Here is an 18541-nt window from a genome sequence, read left to right as displayed (position 1 = left end):
CGCACCGGACCGCGAGTTCGACCCTGCGTACGACCGTGCCCCGGCCCTGGATGATCGACCGAGGTCGCCCCCTTGACCTCTGTGGACCCAACCACTAGCTTGCGACGAACGTGGATCCGTAGCGACCGAAGAGGGGGCGACCAGCAGATGTTCACCGACTCTGATCTCGGTCGCCTCGCCCGCCGCACGGCCTGGGCCCCCGGTCGGATCGCGCACGGCTGCTGATCACGCCGCTCTGACGTGCCCGCCCGTGGCACGTTCCGGAAGTCCCGTCACCACCTCTCGGCACGCCGCTGCCGCCTGCCGTCCTGCGCGCGCCCCGCTCACCCGGCGCGTCTGCACACAGAAAGCTGCTGAACTTGGGGAACATTGTTGAAGCGACCGATCGCGCTCCGGAAGGAAGGCCCGTCATGGTAGCGGCGCGGATCACGGTCAACGGGAAGGAGACACCGATTTCACCGGCTCCGCCCCACACCACGGCACTGGACTTCCTGCGCGAGCGTGGCCTGACCGGCACCAAGGAGGGCTGCGCCGAGGGTGAATGCGGCGCCTGTGCCGTCCTGGTGGCCCGCCCCGGGGTGCACAAGCCCACCGACTGGGTGGCGGTCAACGCCTGCCTGGTCCCCGTCGCGGCGCTCGACGGTCAGGAACTCGTCACCGCCGAAGGTCTGGCCGCCCCCGGTGAACCCGGCCGGCCGCCCACCCTGCACCCGGTACAGGAGGAGATGGCGCTCCGTGGCGGCTCCCAATGCGGCTACTGCACGCCGGGATTCATCTGCAGCATGGCCGCCGAGTACTACCGACCCGACCGCTCCGCGCCCCCCGGCCCGGCCGACGACGCCGACTCCGACGCCGAGCACGGTCCGAACGGCTTCGACCTGCACGCGCTGAGCGGGAACCTGTGCCGCTGCACCGGCTACCGCCCGATCCGCGATGCCGCGTTCGCCGTCGGTACGCCCACCGCCGAGGACCGGCTGGCGCAGCGTCGTGAGCAGTCGCCGCCCGCACCGGTGGTCACCGAATACACCCAGGACGACCGCGCGTTCCTACGGAAGAGCACCCTGGCGGAGACGCTGCAGTTGCTGCGGGAGCGGCCCGACGCGATGGTGGTCGCGGGCTCCACCGACTGGGGCGTGGAGGTGAACATCCGTTCCCGCCGGGCGGATTGCGTGGTCGCCGTCGACCGGCTCCCCGAACTGAGGGAGCTGCGCGTCGAATCCGACCACATCGGGATCGGGGCGGCGCTGACGCTCACCGAGATCGAGCGGCGCCTCGACGGCGGAGTCCCGCTGCTGGCGGAGCTGTTCCCGCAGTTCGCGTCCCGGCTCGTTCGCAACGGTGCGACCCTCGGGGGCAACCTGGGCACCGGCTCGCCCATCGGTGACAGCCCGCCGGTGCTGCTCGCGCTGGAGGCATCGGTGGTGCTCGCCGACGCCGACGGTGAGCGCGAGGTCCCGCTGGCGGACTACTTCACCGGCTACCGGCAGAGCGTGCGCCGTCCCGGCGAGCTGATCCGCACGGTGCGCATCCCGCTGCCGCTCTCGCCGGTCACGGCCTTCCACAAGATCGCCAAGCGACGCTTCGACGACATCTCCAGTGTGGCGGTCGCCTTCGCGCTCGACATCGAGGACGGGATCGTCCGCAAGGCACGCATCGGCCTGGGCGGCGTGGCCGCCACCCCGATCCGCGCACTCGCCGCCGAGGCGGCCCTGGAGACCGAGCCGTGGACGGCGGAGACCGTCGAGGCCGCGGCCCGGGTGCTGCAGGCGGAAGGCACTCCGATGGACGATCACCGTGCCAGCGCCGGGTACCGTTCGGCGATGCTCGGCCAGAGCCTGCTGAGGCTGTACGCACGGACCACCGGGGCGGTGTCGTCATGAGCCGGTTGTCCGAACGCCCCGAAAAGCCCGTCGTCGGCCTCCCGGTGCCGCACGAGAGCGCCGTCCTGCACGTCACCGGCGCCGCGCTCTACACCGACGACCTGATCCACCGCACCAAGGACGTGCTGCACGCCTACCCGGTCCAGGTCATGAAGGCCCACGGCCGGATCACCGCGCTGCGCACCGGGCCCGCGCTGGCCGTGCCAGGGGTGGTCCGCGTGCTGACCGGTGCCGACGTGCCCGGCGTCAACGATGCCGGGATGAAGCACGACGAGCCGCTGTTCCCCGACGAGGTCATGTTCCACGGCCACGCGGTCGCCTGGGTGCTCGCCGAGACCCTGGAGGCGGCCCGGCTCGGTGCGGCGGCCGTCGAGGTGGACGTCGACGAGCAGCCCTCCCTGATCACCCTTCAGGAAGCGATCGCAGCCGGCAGCCTCCACGGCGCCCGGCCCGTGATGCTGACCGGTGACGTCGACGCCGGCTTCGCCGACTCCGCGCACGTGTTCACCGGCGAGCTCCAGTTCTCCGACCAGGAGCACTTCTACCTCGAGACGCACGCGGCACTGGCCTACGTCGACGAGGCCGAGCAGGTGTTCGTCCAGAGCAGCACCCAGCATCCCTCGGAGACCCAGGAGATCGTCGCGCACGTCCTCGGCCTGCACAGCCACGAGGTGACCGTACAGTGCCTGCGGATGGGCGGCGGCTTCGGCGGCAAGGAGATGCAGCCGCACGGCTTCGCCGCCGTCGCCGCGCTCGGCGCCAGGCTGACCGGCCGGCCGGTCCGGGTGCGGCTGAACCGGACCCAGGACCTGACCATGTCCGGCAAGCGGCACGGGTTCCACGCCGAGTGGAGGATCGGCTTCGACGCCGACGGCCGCATCCAGGCCCTGGACGCCACCCTGACCGCGGACGGCGGCTGGAGCCTGGACCTGTCCGAGCCGGTGGTGGCCCGCGCACTGTGCCACGTCGACAACACCTACTGGATCCCCAACGCACGCATCACCGGTCGGATCGCCAGGACCAACAAGGTCTCCAACACCGCCTTCCGCGGCTTCGGCGGACCGCAGGGCATGCTGGTGATCGAGGACATCATGGGCCGCTGCGCGCCGCTTCTCGGCCTGGACCCGATGGAGTTGCGGGAGCGCAACTTCTACCGGCAGGGCCAGGCGACGCCGTACGGACAACCGGTGCTCCAACCCGAACGGATCTCCGCCGTCTGGCGGCAGGTCAAGGAGAACGCCGGCATCGCCGATCGCCGGCGCGAGATCGACGCCTTCAACGCCGCGCACCCGAACACCAAGCGGGCGCTCGCGATCACCGGCCTCAAGTTCGGAATCTCGTTCAACCTCACCGCCTTCAACCAGGGCGGCGCACTGGTGCTGATCTACAAGGACGGCTCGGTCCTGATCAACCACGGCGGCACCGAGATGGGCCAGGGCCTGCACACCAAGATGCTGCAGGTGGCCGCGACCACGCTGGGCATCCCGCTGCACAAGGTGCGGCTGGCCCCCACGCGAACCGACAAGGTGCCCAACACCTCCGCCACCGCCGCCAGTGCCGGGACGGACCTCAACGGAGCGGCGGTGAAGAACGCCTGCGAGCAACTGCGCGAGCGGCTGCAGCAGGTGGCCGCCACCCGGCTGGGTTCGAACGCCGCGGACGTGCGCATCGTCGAGGGCGTCGCCCGTGGCCTGGGCAGCGACGAGGAACTGGCCTGGGACGACCTGGTGCGCACCGCCTACCTCCAGCGGGTCCAGTTGTCGGCGGCCGGTTTCTACCGGACCGAGGGGCTGCACTGGGACGCGAAGACGTTCAGGGGCTCGCCGTTCAAGTACTTCGCCCATGGCGCCGCCGCGGCCGAGGTGGAGGTGGACGGCTTCACCGGCGCGTACCGCATCCGGCGCGTGGACATCGTGCACGACGTCGGAGACAGCCTGTCCCCGATGATCGACATCGGTCAGGTCGAGGGTGGCTTCGTGCAGGGCGCGGGCTGGCTGACGCTGGAGGACCTGCGCTGGGACGTCGGTGACGGGCCGAGCCGCGGTCGGCTGCTGACCCAGGCCGCGAGCACCTACAAGATCCCGAGCTTCTCGGAGATGCCGGCGGAGTTCAACGTCACGCTCCTGAAGAACGCCGGCGAGGAGGGCGCGGTGTACGGCTCCAAGGCGGTGGGTGAGCCTCCGCTGATGCTGGCGTTCTCGGTGCGCGAGGCGTTGCGGCAGGCCGCAGCCGCGTTCGGGCCGAGCGGGGCCGGCGTCGAGTTGGCCTCGCCCGCGACACCGGAGGCGGTGTACTGGGCGATCCAGGCGGCCCGCCGGGGCGGCGTGTCCCGGATCGGCTCCACCCCCGACGGGTCCGCCGCCGAGGGCCACGCCCGGAACGGGCACGCCGCCGACGGCCGGATCCGAGCCGACGCTGCCGCGTCGAACGGTGCCTGACATGACGTGGGTCACCGCGGTCGCACGGTTGCGAGCGCGCCGGCAGCCCGGCGTGCTGGTGACCGTCGCGACCGTGCGCGGCCACGCCCCGCGCGAGGCCGGCGCGAAGCTCGTCGTCGGGCGGGGCGGGACGTGGGGCTCGATCGGTGGCGGCAACGTCGAGGCCGTCGCGATCGACCGGGCCCGGGAGATGATCGCCGGGTCCACGCCGGAACCGGAACTGCTGGACTTCGCACTCAACGACAAGGTGACCAACCAGCACGGCGTGCAGTGCTGCGGCGGCACGGTCTCGGTGCTGCTCGAACCGCTGCCGGTGGTACGGGCGGTGGCGATCTTCGGCGTGGGGCACGTCGGGCTGGAACTGGCACGGATCCTGGCACGCCAGGACCTCGACCTCCACCTGATCGACACCCGCCCCGACATCCTCGCCGAGGAACGCCTCGACGTGCTGGCGGACGCGGTGGCGCAGGTGCACGTCCATCACACACCGCTGCTTCCCGAGGAGGTGCTGGAGGACTTGCCGCACGGCACCCACATCCTGATCATGACCCATGACCACGCCGAGGACGCCGCCCTGTGCGACGCCGCCCTGCGCACCACCCACCTCGGCTCCATCGGGCTGATCGGTTCGGCGGCCAAGTGGGTGCGGTTCCGCAAACGCCTCGCCACCGAGGGCGGTCACGACGACGCCACCATCGACCGGATCAAGACCCCGATCGGGCTGACCGACATCACCGGCAAGGCACCCGCGACGATCGCCCTGAGCGTCGCCGCCGACCTGCTGCGCACCTTCGAAGCCGACGAGAACTGACTCTCCGGCCTGATCGGCACGGGCCCCGGTGCCAGTGCGAACCCGGTACGGGTCCATCGACACGGGTCGGGGTGTCCGGGGACACGGCCGGTCGTCTTACCGAACCATGACGGCACGTCCGTGCACCGGTCCGACGGCGGGCCTCCGCCGGTAGCGTCGCTCGGCATGAGGATTCTGGTCACCGGCGGCGCCGGGTTCATCGGTTCGTCGGTCGTGCACGCGTTGGTCGGGGCGGGGCACCGGGTGCGGGTGCTGGACGCCCTGCTGCCCGCGGTGCACCCGTCGGGGGCGGTCCCGGAGCTGCCGGCGGCGGTGGAGTTCCGGCGCGGCGACGTCCGGGACCGCACCGTGGTTGAGGCCGCGCTCAGTGGGGTGGACGCGGTCTGCCACCAGGCCGCGATGGTCGGCCTCGGGCTGGACCTCGACGACGCGCCCAACTACGTGGGCTGCAACGACCTGGGCACCGCCGTGCTGCTCGCGACGATGGCGCGCGTGGGCGTGCGACGGTTGGTGCTGGCCGGGTCGATGGTGGTCTACGGCGAGGGCAGGTACCGGTGCCCCGACCACGGTGACGTCGCACCCGGCCCGCGCCGCCCGGCCGACCTGGACGCCGGCCGCTTCGATCCGCCCTGCCCGGAGTGCGGCGCCGCACTGCTGCCCGGCCTGGTGGCGGAGGACGCCCCGGGCGACCCGCGCAACGTGTACGCGGCCACGAAGCTCGCCCAGGAGCACCTGGCCGCCGCCTGGGCCCGTGCCTGCGACGGCGCCGTCCTGACGCTGCGCTACCACAACGTCTACGGTCCGGGCATGCCGCGTGACACCCCGTACGCCGGGGTCGCCTCGCTGTTCCGCTCCGCGCTGGCCCGCGGGGAGGCGCCCCGGGTGTTCGAGGACGGCGGTCAGCGGCGGGACTTCGTGCACGTCGACGACGTGGCCCGGGCCAACCTCGCCGCGCTGACGGCGGTCGGCACGCGGCTGCCCGGCACCGCCCGTGCCTACAACGTCGGCAGCGGCGACGTCCACACCGTCGGCGAGATGGCGCAGGCCCTGGCAGCCGCCTACGGCGGCCCGGCCCCGGTGGTGACCGGCCAGTACCGGCTCGGCGACGTCCGGCACATCACCGCCGACTCCACCCGCCTGCGCGAGGAGCTCGGCTGGCAGGCCCGCGTCCCGTTCACCGCCGGCATGGCCGAATTCGCCGCCGCACCGCTGCGGGTCTGACCACAGGGACGTCCACAGTGCGCCGGCCCGGGAGCGCGCAGGATCCGTTCGGGATCCTTAAGGTCTTCGGCAGGTCCTTCGGCCATCCGGGGTGCTGTCCGGGCCGCGCCGGTGCGCCGTAGGAATTCCGTAAGGCGGCGGTACGGCCTCCGGGCGGTCCGGCGCGCTTAGCGTGACGGCGTGACCTCTTCCCTTCCCCCTGTTCCGGATCCCGGCACCGCCGTGGATCCCGCTCCGACCGGTGCCGACTCCCGTACGGCAGTCACCGTCGACGTCGTCCTGCCCTGTCTGGACGAGGCCGCGGCGCTGCCGTGGGTGCTGGGCCGGATCCCCGCAGGCTGGCGGGCGATCGTGGTGGACAACGGCTCCCGGGACGGCTCGGCCGAGCTGGCCCGCTCGCTGGGCGCGACCGTGGTCGAGGAGCCCCGGCGCGGCTTCGGTGCGGCCTGCCACGCCGGGCTCCTGGCCGCCACCGCCGAACTGGTCTGCTTCCTGGACTGCGACGGGTCGCTCGACCCCGCCCAGCTCACCCGGGTGACCGGCCCGGTCCTGGCCGGCTCGGCCGACCTCGTGCTGGGCCGCCGCCGGCCGGTCTCGGTCGGGGCGTGGCCGGTGCACGCCCGGCTGGCCAACGCCGAGCTGGCCCGTCGGCTGCGGGCCCGTACCGGCGCGCCGCTGCACGACCTGGGCCCGATGCGAGCGGCGCGCCGGGAACGGCTGCTGGCGCTCGGTCTGGGCGACCGCCGCTCCGGCTACCCGCTGGAGATGGTGCTGTCCGCCGCCTCGGCCGGTCTACGGATCACCGAGAGGTCCGTCGACTACCTGCCGCGCGCCGGCCGTTCCAAGGTCACCGGGACCCTCCGCGGCACCCGACAGGCCGTCCGGGACATGCGGGCGGTGCTGGCCGCGCCGCCGCCGACCCTGCTGGTGATCGCCAAGGCGCCGGTACCGGGCCGGGTGAAGACCCGCCTCACCCCGCCGTTCACGCCCGAGCAGGCGGCGTCGCTGGCCGAGGCCGCGCTCGCCGACACCCTGCGCACACTGGAGACCGTCCCGGCCTCCCGGCGGCTGCTGGTCCTGGACGGCGAACCGGGTGCGTGGCTGCCCGTGGGCTGGCAGGTGGTCCGGCAGTCCGGCGGTGGTCTGGACGAGCGGCTCGCGGCGGCCTTCGCCGCGGCGGCACGGCTGGCTCCGGAGGCCCCGGCACTGCTGGTGGGCATGGACACCCCGCAGCTGAGCGCCGCCGTGCTGGCCGAACCGCTGTCGGCGGCCCGCCGCGCCGGCGTCGACGCCTGGTACGGGCCGGCGAGCGACGGCGGCTTCTGGGCCCTCGGCCTGGCCCGGCCGACGGAGCGGCTGGCCCGCCGGCTGCTGCTGGGGGTGCCGATGTCCACCGCGGACACCGGTCGGGCGCTGCTCGACCGGCTGACGGCGGCCGGGCTCAGGGTGCACCACCTACCGGAGCTCACCGACGTGGACACCGTCCGGGACGCGCGCCTGGTCGCCGGCCGGGCCCCGACCGGCACCTTCGCCGCGCGCCTGCGCTCGCTCGACGCCGGCGCGGCGGACGCCGCCGCAGGGGCGGTGGGGGACACCCCGGCCGAGGCGGCCCGGTGACGCCCACCCGGACCACCGCGTCCGCCCCGGCCCGGCGCCGCCCGCGAACCGCCGCGGTGCCCGCCGCCCGGACGGCCCCCTGGCAGGACGACCCGTTCGCCGAGGCCGTCCTGGCCGGGTGTGGCCCGCTCTGGCTGCGCCGCGAGGACGGCGACCGGATCCCCCTGGACGTCGAGCGCTGGTGCACGCCGGCCGACGGCGCCGACCACAGCCTGCTGCTGCGCTGCGTCGGGTTGCCGGCGCCGGTGCTGGACCTCGGCTGCGGGCCGGGGCGGCTGGTCGCCGCCCTGCTCGCACTCGGCGTCCCGGCACTCGGTGTCGACGTCACCGGCGCAGCCGTGGCCCGCACGCGGCTGCTCGGCGGCCCGGCCCTGCATCGGTCGGTGTTCGACCGACTGCCGGCCGAGGGCCGCTGGGGCGCCGCGCTGCTGGCCGACGGCAACCTCGGGATCGGCGGCGACCCGGACGCGCTGCTCCGGCGCGGAGCCGAACTGATCGCCCCGGGCGGCCTGTTGCTGGTCGAGGTGGAGCCCAGGGAGCTCGACGAGCGGCTCACCGTCCGGGTGGAGGGGGCGGACGGCCGGCTCGGACCGCCGTTCGCCTGGGCCCGGCTCGGCGCCGCGGCCACCGCCCGGCGCGCCCGTCGGGCCGGCCTGACGGTGGCGGAACGCTGGACCTCCCACGGCCGGCGCTTCCTCGCCCTGCGCAAGGGCTGAGCGGCCGGGTCCCGTACGACCCCACAAGCGCCGCAGGCCGCACCCGTTCGACGGTCCGGCCGACCGGTGGGAAGCGCCGGTCGGCCGGCCAGGTGCTGCCGGCTGTCGTCCAACCTCCGGTCGGATCGACGGCTTCCCCGCGTCTACGCCGGTGGGTCCGGTGCCGCCCGCCCGACGCCGCGCGGGCCCGACCGCGGTGTCGGTCGGGCCCCCGCCTGTTTCGTCCCTTGCCCGGTGAACGGACACCAACACCCTTGGGTCACACAGGCGTTGACCGTTCCGGCATTCGGTTCCCGGCTGGCGTCCCCGGGGTGCGGGGTGCCCGCCGACCAGCCGCCCACCGCACCGCCGGCCCCACGACGACGCACGCCAACGCCACGCCGTACGCGGCTTGTTGGGCCTGGTAGCCGCCGGCAAGGTACAGGTACTGCCCGGCCGCCGGTACGGCCAGCCACTCCCACCGCCCGTCCAACGCGACCAGCGCCACCACCAGCAGCCCGTACCAGGGGTAGGCGGGCGCGACGACCAGCAACGCCGTCCCGGTGACCAGCAGCGCGCCGCTCCACGGGCGGGCCGGGTCACCGCGGCGCAGCACCCGGAGGGCGACGCCCGCCACCACGGCACCCGCCGCCCAGGGCAGCGACGCCGCCGGGAGGAACGGGGCCAGCAGACCGAAGCGGTCGAGGTGCCCCTGCTCGTAGCCCTCCTCCCGCAGGTAGCCCGGCAGGTAGCCGAGCACCCCGACACCGGAGGCGGCCACGTACGGCAGGTAGGACAGCGCGAACGCGCCGAGCGTGCCGGCCAGCAGCACCACGACCTCGCGCAGCGGTCTGCGGGCGAGCGCACCCGGCAGGGCCAGCCCGGGGAGCAGCTTGACCGCCACCGCGGCGCCGATCAGCGCGCCCCCGTTCACCGTCCGTCGACCGGACCGGCCGTTCCCGGGCCGCCGCGCCGCCACGCACCCGAGGCCGGCGACCAGCAGCAGCGCGCCGAGCGTGTCCACGTGGGCGTCGTTGACCGACCAGACCGTCACGCCCGGGCACCACGCCCACAGGGCCGCCCGCCGGCTCGCCCGCCGGACGACCAGCAGCGCCCCGGTGGTGGCCACCGCCAGCAGCGCGCCGGCCGCCTGCACCCCGCGCACCCCGCCGCCGAAGGGGTGGAGCACCAGGAACCAGGCCTCCGCGACCGGCGGGTAGACGGTGTGCACGGCGGGCCGGTTGATCCGGGTGCAGTCGCCCGCCACCGTGAGCCGCTCGTCCCAGCCGTCGCACCGGCCGTCCGTCGGCCACAGCCCCGGGTCCCGGAGCCGGGCGAGCGCCGGGTCGTCCGGGGTGTGCGCGTACGGCGAGATGCCGGCGGCCTGGACCCTGCCGTCCCAGACGTACCGGTAGGCGTCGTCGCTGGTGCGCGGCGGCGCGAGCAACCCGACGGCGGCCACTGCGACACCGCCCGCCAGCACCAGCGGGACCACGTGACAGTCCGGCACCCGGCGCAGCAGCAGGACGGCGAGCGCGAACAGTGCGGCGTCGGCGGCGTACCAGACGTACAGCGGCGCCCGGTGACCGAGCGTGCCGCCGCCGGTGACGGTCAGGGCGAGCGCGCCGACCAGCGCGGCGAGGGCGAGGAGACAGGGGAGGAGAGCACGGTTGACCACGCGGCCACCCTGCCAGCGGGACGGCCCTCGCGGCCGCTCCGGCAGGACGCCGTTCGGATTCCGTAAGCACGTCGGAGCCCCGCCACCCGCCTCCGGGGCGCTTCGATGAACACGTGACACCGAATCCCCCCGGCGAATCGCGCCGGTACGACGTTCCCCTGCCCACCCCGCCCGACTCCCTGCGCCGCGGCCCGTTCCGCGAAGGGGTGTTCACCTCGCCGTTGCACGAGCCGCGCACCGCGGTGGTGCTCGGCCGCTGGCTGGGCGCGGCACTGCTGACCTGCTTCCTGACCGGCCTCTACAGTCACCTGCTCCAGGACCCGCCCACCTGGCTGGCAGGGCACCTGCCGAGCCGGCCGGTGAACGGCTACCGCATCACCCAGGGGCTGCACGTGATCAGCGGGATCGCCGCGATCCCCCTGGTCGGCGCCAAGCTCTGGACGGTGTTCCCGCGGCTCTTCGAGTGGCCGCCGGCGCGCAGCGTCCTGCACGCACTGGAACGGCTGAGCATCGCGTTGCTGGTGGCGGCGGTACTGCTGGAGCTGTTCACGGGGTTGTTCAACACGCTGCAGTGGTACCCGTGGCCGTTCCCGTTCCGGCAAACCCACTTCTGGCTCGGCTGGCTGGCCACCGGCGGCCTGCTGGTGCACGTCGCCGTGAAGGCGCCGCTGATCGTGCGGTACTGGCGGGGGCGCCGGCCCGGCCTGGCCCAGCGCCGGGCGTTCCTCACCTCGGTCACCGCCGCGGTCGGCGTCGTCACCCTCACCACCGCAGGCCAGAGCGTGCCGTGGCTGAGCGGGCTGGACCTGCTGGCGCCGCGCCGCCCGGGCGTCGGCCCGCAGGGCCTGCCGGTGAACCGGACGGCCGCGCAGGCCGGGACGGTCACCGTGCCCGCCGACTGGAGGCTCACCGTGGACGGCCCGCGGCCGTTCCGGCTCAGCCTCGCCGAACTGGAGCGACTGCCGCAGCACGAGGTCGAGTTGCCGATCGCCTGCGTGGAGGGCTGGAGCGCCTCGGCCCGCTGGACCGGTGTGCGGATCGCCGATCTGCTGGCGCGGGCCGGAGCCCCGGCCGGGTCCGGGATGCGGGTCACCTCGCTGGAGGCCGACGGCCCGTACCGGGTGACGGAACTGCCCGCCGCGTACGCCGAGGACCCGCTCGCCCTGCTGGCGCTGCGCGTCAACGGCGAGGTGCTGGCGGCCGACCACGGGTTCCCCGCCCGGATCATCGCCCCGAACCGCCCCGGCGTGCTGCAGACCAAGTGGGTCGCGCGGCTGGAGGTGATCTGAATGGCCCGGTGGCTGCGCGGGATCGTTCTGCTCGGTGGCCTCGCCCTGACCGGGTACGGCGTGTACGGCTTCCTCAACGACCCGTACATCACGGCTCCGTGGGACGTGCTGGTCTGGGCGGGCGGTGGCCTCGTCCTGCACGACGGGTTCTGGGTGCCGCTGTCATGCCTGGTCGGCGCCTCCGTCGCCCGCGGGCCGGTGCTGCGCGGTTGGCTGGTCGTCGCGGCGGCGGTCACCGCCGTGGGGCTGCCGGCGGTGCTGCACGCCGGCGAGGACCACGGCAACCCCACGGTGCTGCCGCTGCCGTACCTGCGCAACTGGCTTCTGGTGCTGGGGGCCACCGGAGCGTTCGCACTGCTGGTCGCGCTGGCCCGGCGGCGGCGCCGCCCGGCGGGCGACGGCGGGCCGGGGCACGACCCGGAGGCCCCCCGCCCCCGCGAGTGAGGGGCACCGTCCCGCCCGGCGCGGACGCGATGTGCGGCCGCGCCGGGGCGGGTACCCGCGCAGGCAAGGGTACGAGCCGTGCGGAGACCGAACCGTTGCGCCCCGCCCGGCGCGGGCCGCGCGCGGTCTGCGACGACCGGGCCGGGGCGCGTCAGTCGCCCGGGACCCCGGGGAGGCCGGTCGCCAGCCCGTCCAGGGCGTGCGAGCAGACGCAGTCACGGTCGACGGGCAGCCGTTCGAGGGCCTCGAACAGGACGGACCGCAGCCGGTCGACGTTGCGCGCGAAGACCTTCAGCACCTCGGTGTGCGTGACGCCCTCGCCCGTCTCCACCCCGGCGTCGAGGTCGGTCACCAGCGCCATCGACGTGTAGCAGAGGCCGAGTTCCCGGGCGAGGACGGCTTCCGGGTGGCCGGTCATCCCCACGACCGACCAGCCGTTGGCGGAGAACCACCGGGACTCCGCCCGGGTGGAGAAACGCGGGCCCTCGATCACCACGAGCGTCCCGCCGTCCACCGGCTCCCAGCCGCTCTCCCGGGCCGCCTCCAGCGCCGCGGCACGCCCGGCCGGGCAGTACGGGTCTGCCATCGAGACGTGCACCACCTCGGGTACCGCGCCGTCCGGGAGCGCGACGCCGTCGTAGAAGGTCTGCACCCGGCCCGCGGTACGGTCGACGAACTGGTCCGGGACCAGCAGCGTCCCCGGCCCGTACTCCTCCCGCAGGCCGCCGACCGCGCAGGGGCCCAGCACCTGGCGCACGCCCAGCGACTGCAGCGCCCACAGGTTCGCCCGGTAGTTGATCCGGTGGGGCGGTACCCCGTGCCCGCGCCCGTGCCGCGGCAGGAACGCCACCCGGCGCCCGGCCACCTCGCCCACGAACAGCGCGTCGCTCGGCACGCCGTACGGCGTCTCCACCCGCACCTCGACCACGTCGTCCAGCAGCGCGTACAGCCCCGAACCGCCGATCACGCCCAACTCGGCGCGCGGTACGCCCTGATCCGTCGTCATTCCGCCATCCTCTCCACGGCAAACATCCCGGCCCGGGACAACTCCGGGCACCGGCAAACGTCCCGGCCACTGTAGGAGCCGGACACCCGGACCACACCGGCCCGACCCCTTACGGTTCCCGAACACCACCGCACCGCCCGGGGTGGGGCGGGCTTCGTAGTCGTGGGCCGGGCGGCGGCGGTTCATACGCCGGCCGAGGTCCGCTCGACGACGTCCCAGTACTTCCCCGAGGTTCCCTTCGACGTCCGCCCCCTCCCGGCCCGATGCCCTCACGAGTCATCGAACGTTCCAGGGTGGGTGAGGCACAGCCGGCACGTAGAGAGGCGTACCGGCCCGCAGGGACCGCAGGTGGCGCGCTGAGGTGCCGCACGCCGAGGGCGGGGCAGGAGTTGAGTCAACGGTCGATCAGCCGTGGACGCGGGGCCTCACCCGTGGATTCAGCGTCGGTGTCGTCGGTGCCGACCGGGCCGCCGGGAAGCATCCGGTCCAGCCATTTCGGCAGCCACCAGTTGGTCCGGCCGAGGAGTGTCATGGTCGCCGGTACCAGCACCATGCGTACGACCGTGGCGTCGATGAAGATCGCGGTGGCCAGGCCGAGCCCGAACATTTTGCTGGAGGGGTCCTCGGCGACGGCGAAGGACAGGAAGACCGCCACCATGATGAGGGCGGCCGAGGTGATGATCCGGGCGGTGCGCGAGACGCCCTCAACGATCGCCGTGCCGTTGTCGCCGGTGCGCAGGTACTCCTCGCGTACGCGGGAGAGGAGGAACACCTCGTAGTCCATCGACAGGCCGAACAGGATGGCGAAGAGGAACATCGGGATGAACGACACGATCGGAACCGTCGCTTCCAGCCCGATGAGTGCGCCTCCCCAGCCCCACTGGAAGACCGCGACCATGATGCCGTAGGCCGCGCCGATGCTCAGCAGATTCAGCAGCACCGCCTTGAGCGGTACGAGTACCGAGCGGAAGACCAGCATCAGCAGCAGGAACGACATCGCCAGCACGGCGGCGACGAACACCGGCAGGCGCTGGCTGGTGCGTCGGCCCACATCGGACAGGCTCGCGGCGGCGCCGCCGACGTGGGCCCTGGCCGGGCCGTGCCCGATCGCCGCGGGCAGCACGTCGGTGCGCAGCCGGGCGATGGTGTCGGCCGTGGCCTTGTCCTGAGGGCCGGTGGTCGGGAACACCACGAGGGTCGCGATGCCGGTGGCCCGATCGATGTGCGCCGGCGCGACGGATGCGATGCCCGGGTCCGCCGCGACCGTTGCGACGAGTCGGTCCAGCACTCCCGGATCACCGGTGGGGTCCGCGGCGATGACGAGGGGACCGTTGGTGCCCGGGCCGAACCCCTCGGCGACGAGGTCGTAGGCCCGGCGCTCGGTACGGCTGTGGGGCAGTGAGCCGTCGTCGGGCAGGCCGACGCGCAGGCCGAGCACGGGCAGCGTCGCGGTCAGCAGCAGCCCCGCCGCGCCGACCGCGTACGGCACCGGGTGCCGGCTGACGTGCCCGATCCAGCGACGCCACCCGGCGGCGTGGGCGGTGCCTGCCGCCTGGTCCCGCCGCCGTGCGGGTCGGCCCGGCTTCCTGGTCTGCAGAGCCCGGCCGATCCGGCCGATCCGGCCGGCCCGGGCCAGGCGTGGGCCGGCGGCGCCGAGGAAGGCCGGCAACAGTGTCACCGACGCGACCACCATGATCAGAACGACGATCGAGACGGCAACCCCGCCCACCGTCATGAACGGTACGTTCGCGACCGCCAGGCCGAGGATCGATACGACGACGGTGCCGCCGGCGAAGACCACGGGCCGCCCCGCCGTGGCCACCGCTCGGCCCGCCGCCTCGCGGGGATCGAGCCCGCGCGCGAGGTACTCCCGGTGCCTGGCGAGCACGAACAGCGCGTAGTCGATGCCCACCCCGAGCCCGACCATGCTGCCCAGGACCGGTGCGAAGGTGGGCACGTCCGTCACCCCCGCCAGTACGGTCATCGTGGCGACCCCGACGGTCAGTCCGAAGACCGCCATGCCGATCGGCAGCGCGACGGCGACGAGCGAACCGAACGCCAGGAACAGGATCGCGGCCGCGGCGAGGAGGCCGATCAACTCGCTCGCGCCGCCGTCGGGGTCGGAGAAGGCGTAGAAGAGGCTCCCGCCCATCTCGATGCGCAGGGGCAGTTCGGCGCGCAGCCGGTCGCCGAGATCGACGAGGGCGTCGAGGTCTTCGGCCGACAGCCGGCTCTGGTCGGGGTACTGCACCCGGACGACCGCGATCCGCCCGTCGGCCGAGACGAGGCCGCCCCGCACGGCGGTGTCCCCGCGCACGGCGGTGTCCCCGCCCGCGTCGAGCGCCCCCGCCGGGTCGCTCGTGCCGAGCACGTGCGGCAGCCGCTTCACCTCGGTCTGCAGCCGCGTGAGAGCGGTGCGCGCACCGTCGTGGTCGAAGAACGTCGCAGCGCCGTCGAGGGGGGTGACGACCACTTGGGCGGTCATCCCCTCCTGGCCGGTGCCGGCCCGCTCGATCAGTTCCGCGGCCCGCTGGGAGTCCAGTCCCGGCGCGGTCATCGCATCCGCGTTCCGCCCGCCGAAGGCGACGGCGGCGAGGACGGCGAGCATCGCGGCGACCAGCCATGCCGCGATCACCCGCCAGGGATGGCGGGCGGCGCTTGCGCCCAGGCGCAGCAGGGCTTTCGAGAGCATCGGGTCCTCCAACCACCTCGTCGGCCGTCCTTGTACGGCCGCCGATGCCGAGGCTCCTCGCCACGGCGCTCCGCGGCATCGGCCCGCGGGCCGCGGATCCGTCGGCCCCGGGGCGGAGTGACGACCCGTCCTTTCGGCCGATGCGCGGCACGCCGCGGTCCCTAGGCTTAGAACCGTGCTGCGAACCGTGCTGCGAGACGACCTGCGAACCCTGTGGACCGAACCCCGGCCGCCCGACGCGCCCGCCCGGGTGCGGCGGGACTGGGCGCTGCCCGCCGCGGCCCTTGCCGGTGTGGCGCTGGAGGCCACTCTGCGCGAGAACGTCGTGTGGCGTCCGGTGGCGGTGGTGTTCGCCGTATGGCTGTGCCTGCTGCCCCTGTGGCGCCGGACCCGCCCGCTGGCGATGGCCACGCTGGCGTTCGGCTCGGTGATCCTGCTTCAGGTGGCCTCGCTCGTCGCCGCACCGCGCGAGCCCGTCGGCCTGTACACCGGCGCGGTCGTGCTCGTGCTGGTGTACGCGCTGCCCCGGTGGGGATCGGGACGGGAGATCGTGCTGGGCGGCGCGGTGATCGTCGCGGCGTGCGCGCTGTGTGCCGTCACGGACGAGACCCCGGTCGTCGAGAAGGTCGTGGGCTTCGTCTTCGGGCTGCTGCCCGGCGTGGTCGGGGCCGCGGTGCGGTTCCGGGTGACCGCTCGCGAGCGGCAGTTGGCGCAGGTGCGCTCCCGCGAGCGCGAGCAGCTCGCCCGGGAGCTGCACGACACGGTGGCCCACCACGTGTCGGCCATGGTGATCACCGCCCAGGCGGGCCGGGTGCTCGCGGGTACCGACCCGTCCGCCGCGGTCGAGGCGCTGGAGGGGGTCGAGGAGGAAGGGGCGCGCACGCTGGAGGAAATGCGCGCCATGGTCGCCGCGCTGCGCGACCGCGGGGTCGGCGCCGAGCTGGCGCCCCCTGCCGGCGTCGCGGATCTGGAGCGCCTGGTGCGCACCCCCGGCGGTCGCATCCGGGTCGACCTGGGGCTCGACGGCGAGCTGGACACGCTGCCCCCGGCCGTGGACGCCGCCGTCTACCGGATCGTGCAGGAGTCGGTGACCAATGCGCTGCGCCATGCGGTCGACGCGACCGAGGTCGTCGTCCGGGTCGCCGCGGAGCGGCACACGGTACGGGTGAGCGTGCGGGACAACGGCCGGCGCACCGGCCGGGGTCGCGACGGATACGGACTTACCGGACTGCGCGAGCGCGCGACCCTGATCGGCGGCACACTACGAGCCGGCCCGGGTACCGACCGGGGCTGGCATGTCGAAGCCGAGCTGCCGAGAGCGAGGAGCGAGAGCGGTGTCCATTCGCGTCCTCGTCGCTGACGACCAGACGATCATCCGCGCCGGGCTGCGGATCATGCTGAACGCCCAGCCCGGCATCGAGGTGGTCGGCGAGGCCGCCGACGGGCGGGAAGCGGTACGTCTGGCCCGCGAACTGCGCCCCGACGTCTGCCTGTTCGACATCCGCATGCCCGTACTCGACGGGCTTGAGGCCACTCGGCTGGTCGCCGGCCCGGGCGTCGCCGACCCGCTGGCCGTGGTCGTCATCACCACGTTCGACCTCGACGAGTACGTCTACGGCTCGCTGCGGGCCGGCGCCCGCGGATTCCTCCTCAAGGACACGGGACCGGACCTTCTGGCCCAGGCCGTCCGGTCGGCGTCCGACGGTGAGGCGCTCATCGCGCCCAGCGTCACCGTCCGTCTGCTCCAGGCATTCGCGGACCTGCCCGCCGGCCGGCCCGCGGCCCAGCCGGTCTCACCCGTCACCGCCCGCGAGGAGCAGGTGCTCCTCGCCGTCGCTCGCGGGCTGACCAACACCGAGATCGCCGATGCACTGCACATCAGCCTCAGCACGGTGAAGACGCATCTGGCCAGCCTGATGGCCAAACTCGGCGCCCGCAACCGGGTCGAGATCGCGATGTGGGCCTACGAAACGCGCCGCATCCTCCCCGGAACCTGAGCCGGGTGCCGGGTCATGTCCCATGAGTCCCCGCCCGGACATCAGTGCACCGGTCGGCTCACGTCGGCTCCAAGTGCCTCACCCGCCCCGGAGCGTGACGCACCAGGAGGCCGGAACCGGGACGGTGAGGTCTGGTACTGGCGGGACGGCGGAACGTGCTGGGAGGATGATCGCGTGTTCTTCGTCTCTCCTTGTGCCGCCGATGACCGGGCTCTGTGCTCCCTGGTGGATGCGATGACGGCAGAGTTGATCCCGGTCTACGGGCTTGCCTCTGATGCCCGTCCTACTCCACTGTCTCCGGAGGCCCGCTACCTGCTGGTCCGTCGGAACGACCAGGCGGTCGGATGTTGTGCGGTGCAGCCGATCACGCTGGAGACCTGCGAGCTGAAACGGATGTTCGTGTCCCCGGCCGTCCGGGGAGAGGGCGCCGCCGGTGCGCTACTGACAGCGGCCGAGCAGCTTGCCCGGGAACTCGGCGGCCGGTGGATGCGATTGGAGACGGGCGTCCGACAGCCGGCTGCGATCCGCCTGTACGAGCGGTCGGGATATCGAATGATCGCGAACTACCCGCCGCATGAGCAGGATCCGCTGTCGGTGTGCTACGAGAAGTCCTTGACCGCAGCAGCCGAGGCCTCCGACGGACAGTAGGCGGCGAGCGGCCGGCCGAACCCCCCGAGCGGGTCCGGCCGCCCACCCGGTGCGAGGTCCGGAATCCGACTGTTGGTTCGGGTGCGGTGGAGAGGGGAGGATGTCGGCGGCCGGGGGACGGCCGG

Annotated in this window: 14 protein-coding genes and 1 pseudogene; 12 read left to right on the top strand and 3 right to left on the bottom strand. The window is 73.9% G+C overall.

The window, feature by feature from the left end; genetic code table 11:
- Positions 1-410 precede the first annotated feature (410 nt).
- From RMN57_RS01185 to RMN57_RS01155, 7 genes and pseudogenes are all read left to right on the top strand, one after another.
- Positions 411-1880: an FAD binding domain-containing protein gene (locus RMN57_RS01185; RefSeq protein WP_313761447.1), complete on the top strand. Its 1470-nt coding sequence runs from the start codon at positions 411-413 to the stop codon at positions 1878-1880.
- Positions 1877-4318, top strand: a complete 2442-nt coding sequence (gene xdhB / locus RMN57_RS01180) for a xanthine dehydrogenase molybdopterin binding subunit (protein WP_313761446.1) — start codon at positions 1877-1879, stop codon at positions 4316-4318. Before RMN57_RS01185 ends, xdhB begins: the two co-directional genes overlap by 4 nt.
- Position 4319: 1 nt before the next feature.
- Positions 4320-5129 carry a xanthine dehydrogenase accessory protein XdhC gene (gene xdhC / locus RMN57_RS01175; RefSeq protein WP_313761445.1) on the top strand — a complete coding sequence of 270 codons (810 nt, stop codon included), beginning with the start codon at positions 4320-4322 and terminating at the stop codon, positions 5127-5129.
- Between the two features lie 165 nt (positions 5130-5294).
- Positions 5295-6350, top strand: a complete 1056-nt coding sequence (locus tag RMN57_RS01170) for an NAD-dependent epimerase/dehydratase family protein (protein ID WP_313761444.1) — start codon at positions 5295-5297, stop codon at positions 6348-6350.
- 222 nt (positions 6351-6572) lie between these two features.
- A pseudogene (locus tag RMN57_RS01165) lies at positions 6573-7274 on the top strand (glycosyltransferase family 2 protein); the annotation flags it as partial.
- Positions 7248-7967 carry a DUF2064 domain-containing protein gene (locus RMN57_RS01160; protein ID WP_396327985.1) on the top strand — a complete coding sequence of 240 codons (720 nt, stop codon included), beginning with the start codon at positions 7248-7250 and terminating at the stop codon, positions 7965-7967. The pseudogene RMN57_RS01165 and the gene RMN57_RS01160, both read left to right, overlap by 27 nt.
- Entirely contained in the window at positions 7964-8683 is a 720-nt protein-coding gene (locus RMN57_RS01155) for a methyltransferase domain-containing protein (protein ID WP_313761443.1), read from the top strand. Before RMN57_RS01160 ends, RMN57_RS01155 begins: the two co-directional genes overlap by 4 nt.
- A 259-nt stretch (positions 8684-8942) precedes the next feature.
- Here RMN57_RS01155 and RMN57_RS01150 read toward each other — a convergent pair whose 3' ends face one another.
- Positions 8943-10340: a glycosyltransferase 87 family protein gene (locus tag RMN57_RS01150; RefSeq protein ID WP_313761442.1), complete on the bottom strand. Its 1398-nt coding sequence runs from the start codon at positions 10338-10340 to the stop codon at positions 8943-8945.
- Between the two features lie 206 nt (positions 10341-10546).
- Here RMN57_RS01150 and RMN57_RS01145 point away from each other — a divergent pair, with 206 nt between their 5' ends.
- Together RMN57_RS01145 and RMN57_RS01140 are read left to right on the top strand one after the other, a co-directional pair.
- Entirely contained in the window at positions 10547-11629 is a 1083-nt protein-coding gene (locus RMN57_RS01145) for a molybdopterin-dependent oxidoreductase (protein WP_313767681.1), read from the top strand.
- Positions 11630-12073, top strand: a complete 444-nt coding sequence (locus RMN57_RS01140; protein ID WP_313761441.1) for a hypothetical protein — start codon at positions 11630-11632, stop codon at positions 12071-12073.
- A gap of 151 nt (positions 12074-12224) precedes the next feature.
- Here RMN57_RS01140 and RMN57_RS01135 read toward each other — a convergent pair whose 3' ends face one another.
- Together RMN57_RS01135 and RMN57_RS01130 are read right to left on the bottom strand one after the other, a co-directional pair.
- Positions 12225-13079: an S-methyl-5'-thioadenosine phosphorylase gene (locus tag RMN57_RS01135; RefSeq protein WP_313761440.1), complete on the bottom strand. Its 855-nt coding sequence runs from the start codon at positions 13077-13079 to the stop codon at positions 12225-12227.
- Between the two features lie 394 nt (positions 13080-13473).
- Complete coding sequence (locus RMN57_RS01130) at positions 13474-15771, bottom strand: MMPL family transporter (RefSeq protein WP_313761439.1); 2298 nt, start codon at positions 15769-15771, stop codon at positions 13474-13476.
- 175 nt (positions 15772-15946) lie between these two features.
- On the opposite strand from RMN57_RS01130, the gene RMN57_RS01125 reads away from it, so the two are divergent.
- The 3 genes from RMN57_RS01125 (at position 15947) to RMN57_RS01115 (ending at position 18416) form a co-directional block, all read left to right on the top strand.
- A complete protein-coding gene (locus RMN57_RS01125; protein ID WP_313761438.1) occupies positions 15947-17131 on the top strand; it encodes a histidine kinase in 1185 nt (394 codons plus the stop codon).
- Complete coding sequence (locus tag RMN57_RS01120) at positions 17106-17768, top strand: response regulator transcription factor (protein ID WP_313761437.1); 663 nt, start codon at positions 17106-17108, stop codon at positions 17766-17768. Before RMN57_RS01125 ends, RMN57_RS01120 begins: the two co-directional genes overlap by 26 nt.
- A 174-nt stretch (positions 17769-17942) precedes the next feature.
- Positions 17943-18416 carry a GNAT family N-acetyltransferase gene (locus RMN57_RS01115; RefSeq protein ID WP_313761436.1) on the top strand — a complete coding sequence of 158 codons (474 nt, stop codon included), beginning with the start codon at positions 17943-17945 and terminating at the stop codon, positions 18414-18416.
- Positions 18417-18541 lie beyond the last annotated feature (125 nt).

Origin of the sequence: Kitasatospora sp. CM 4170, from assembly GCF_032110285.1 — a bacterium.
GTDB classification, from domain to species: Bacteria; Actinomycetota; Actinomycetes; order Streptomycetales; family Streptomycetaceae; genus Kitasatospora; species Kitasatospora aburaviensis.
This window is presented reverse-complemented; position numbering and strand designations above follow the sequence as displayed.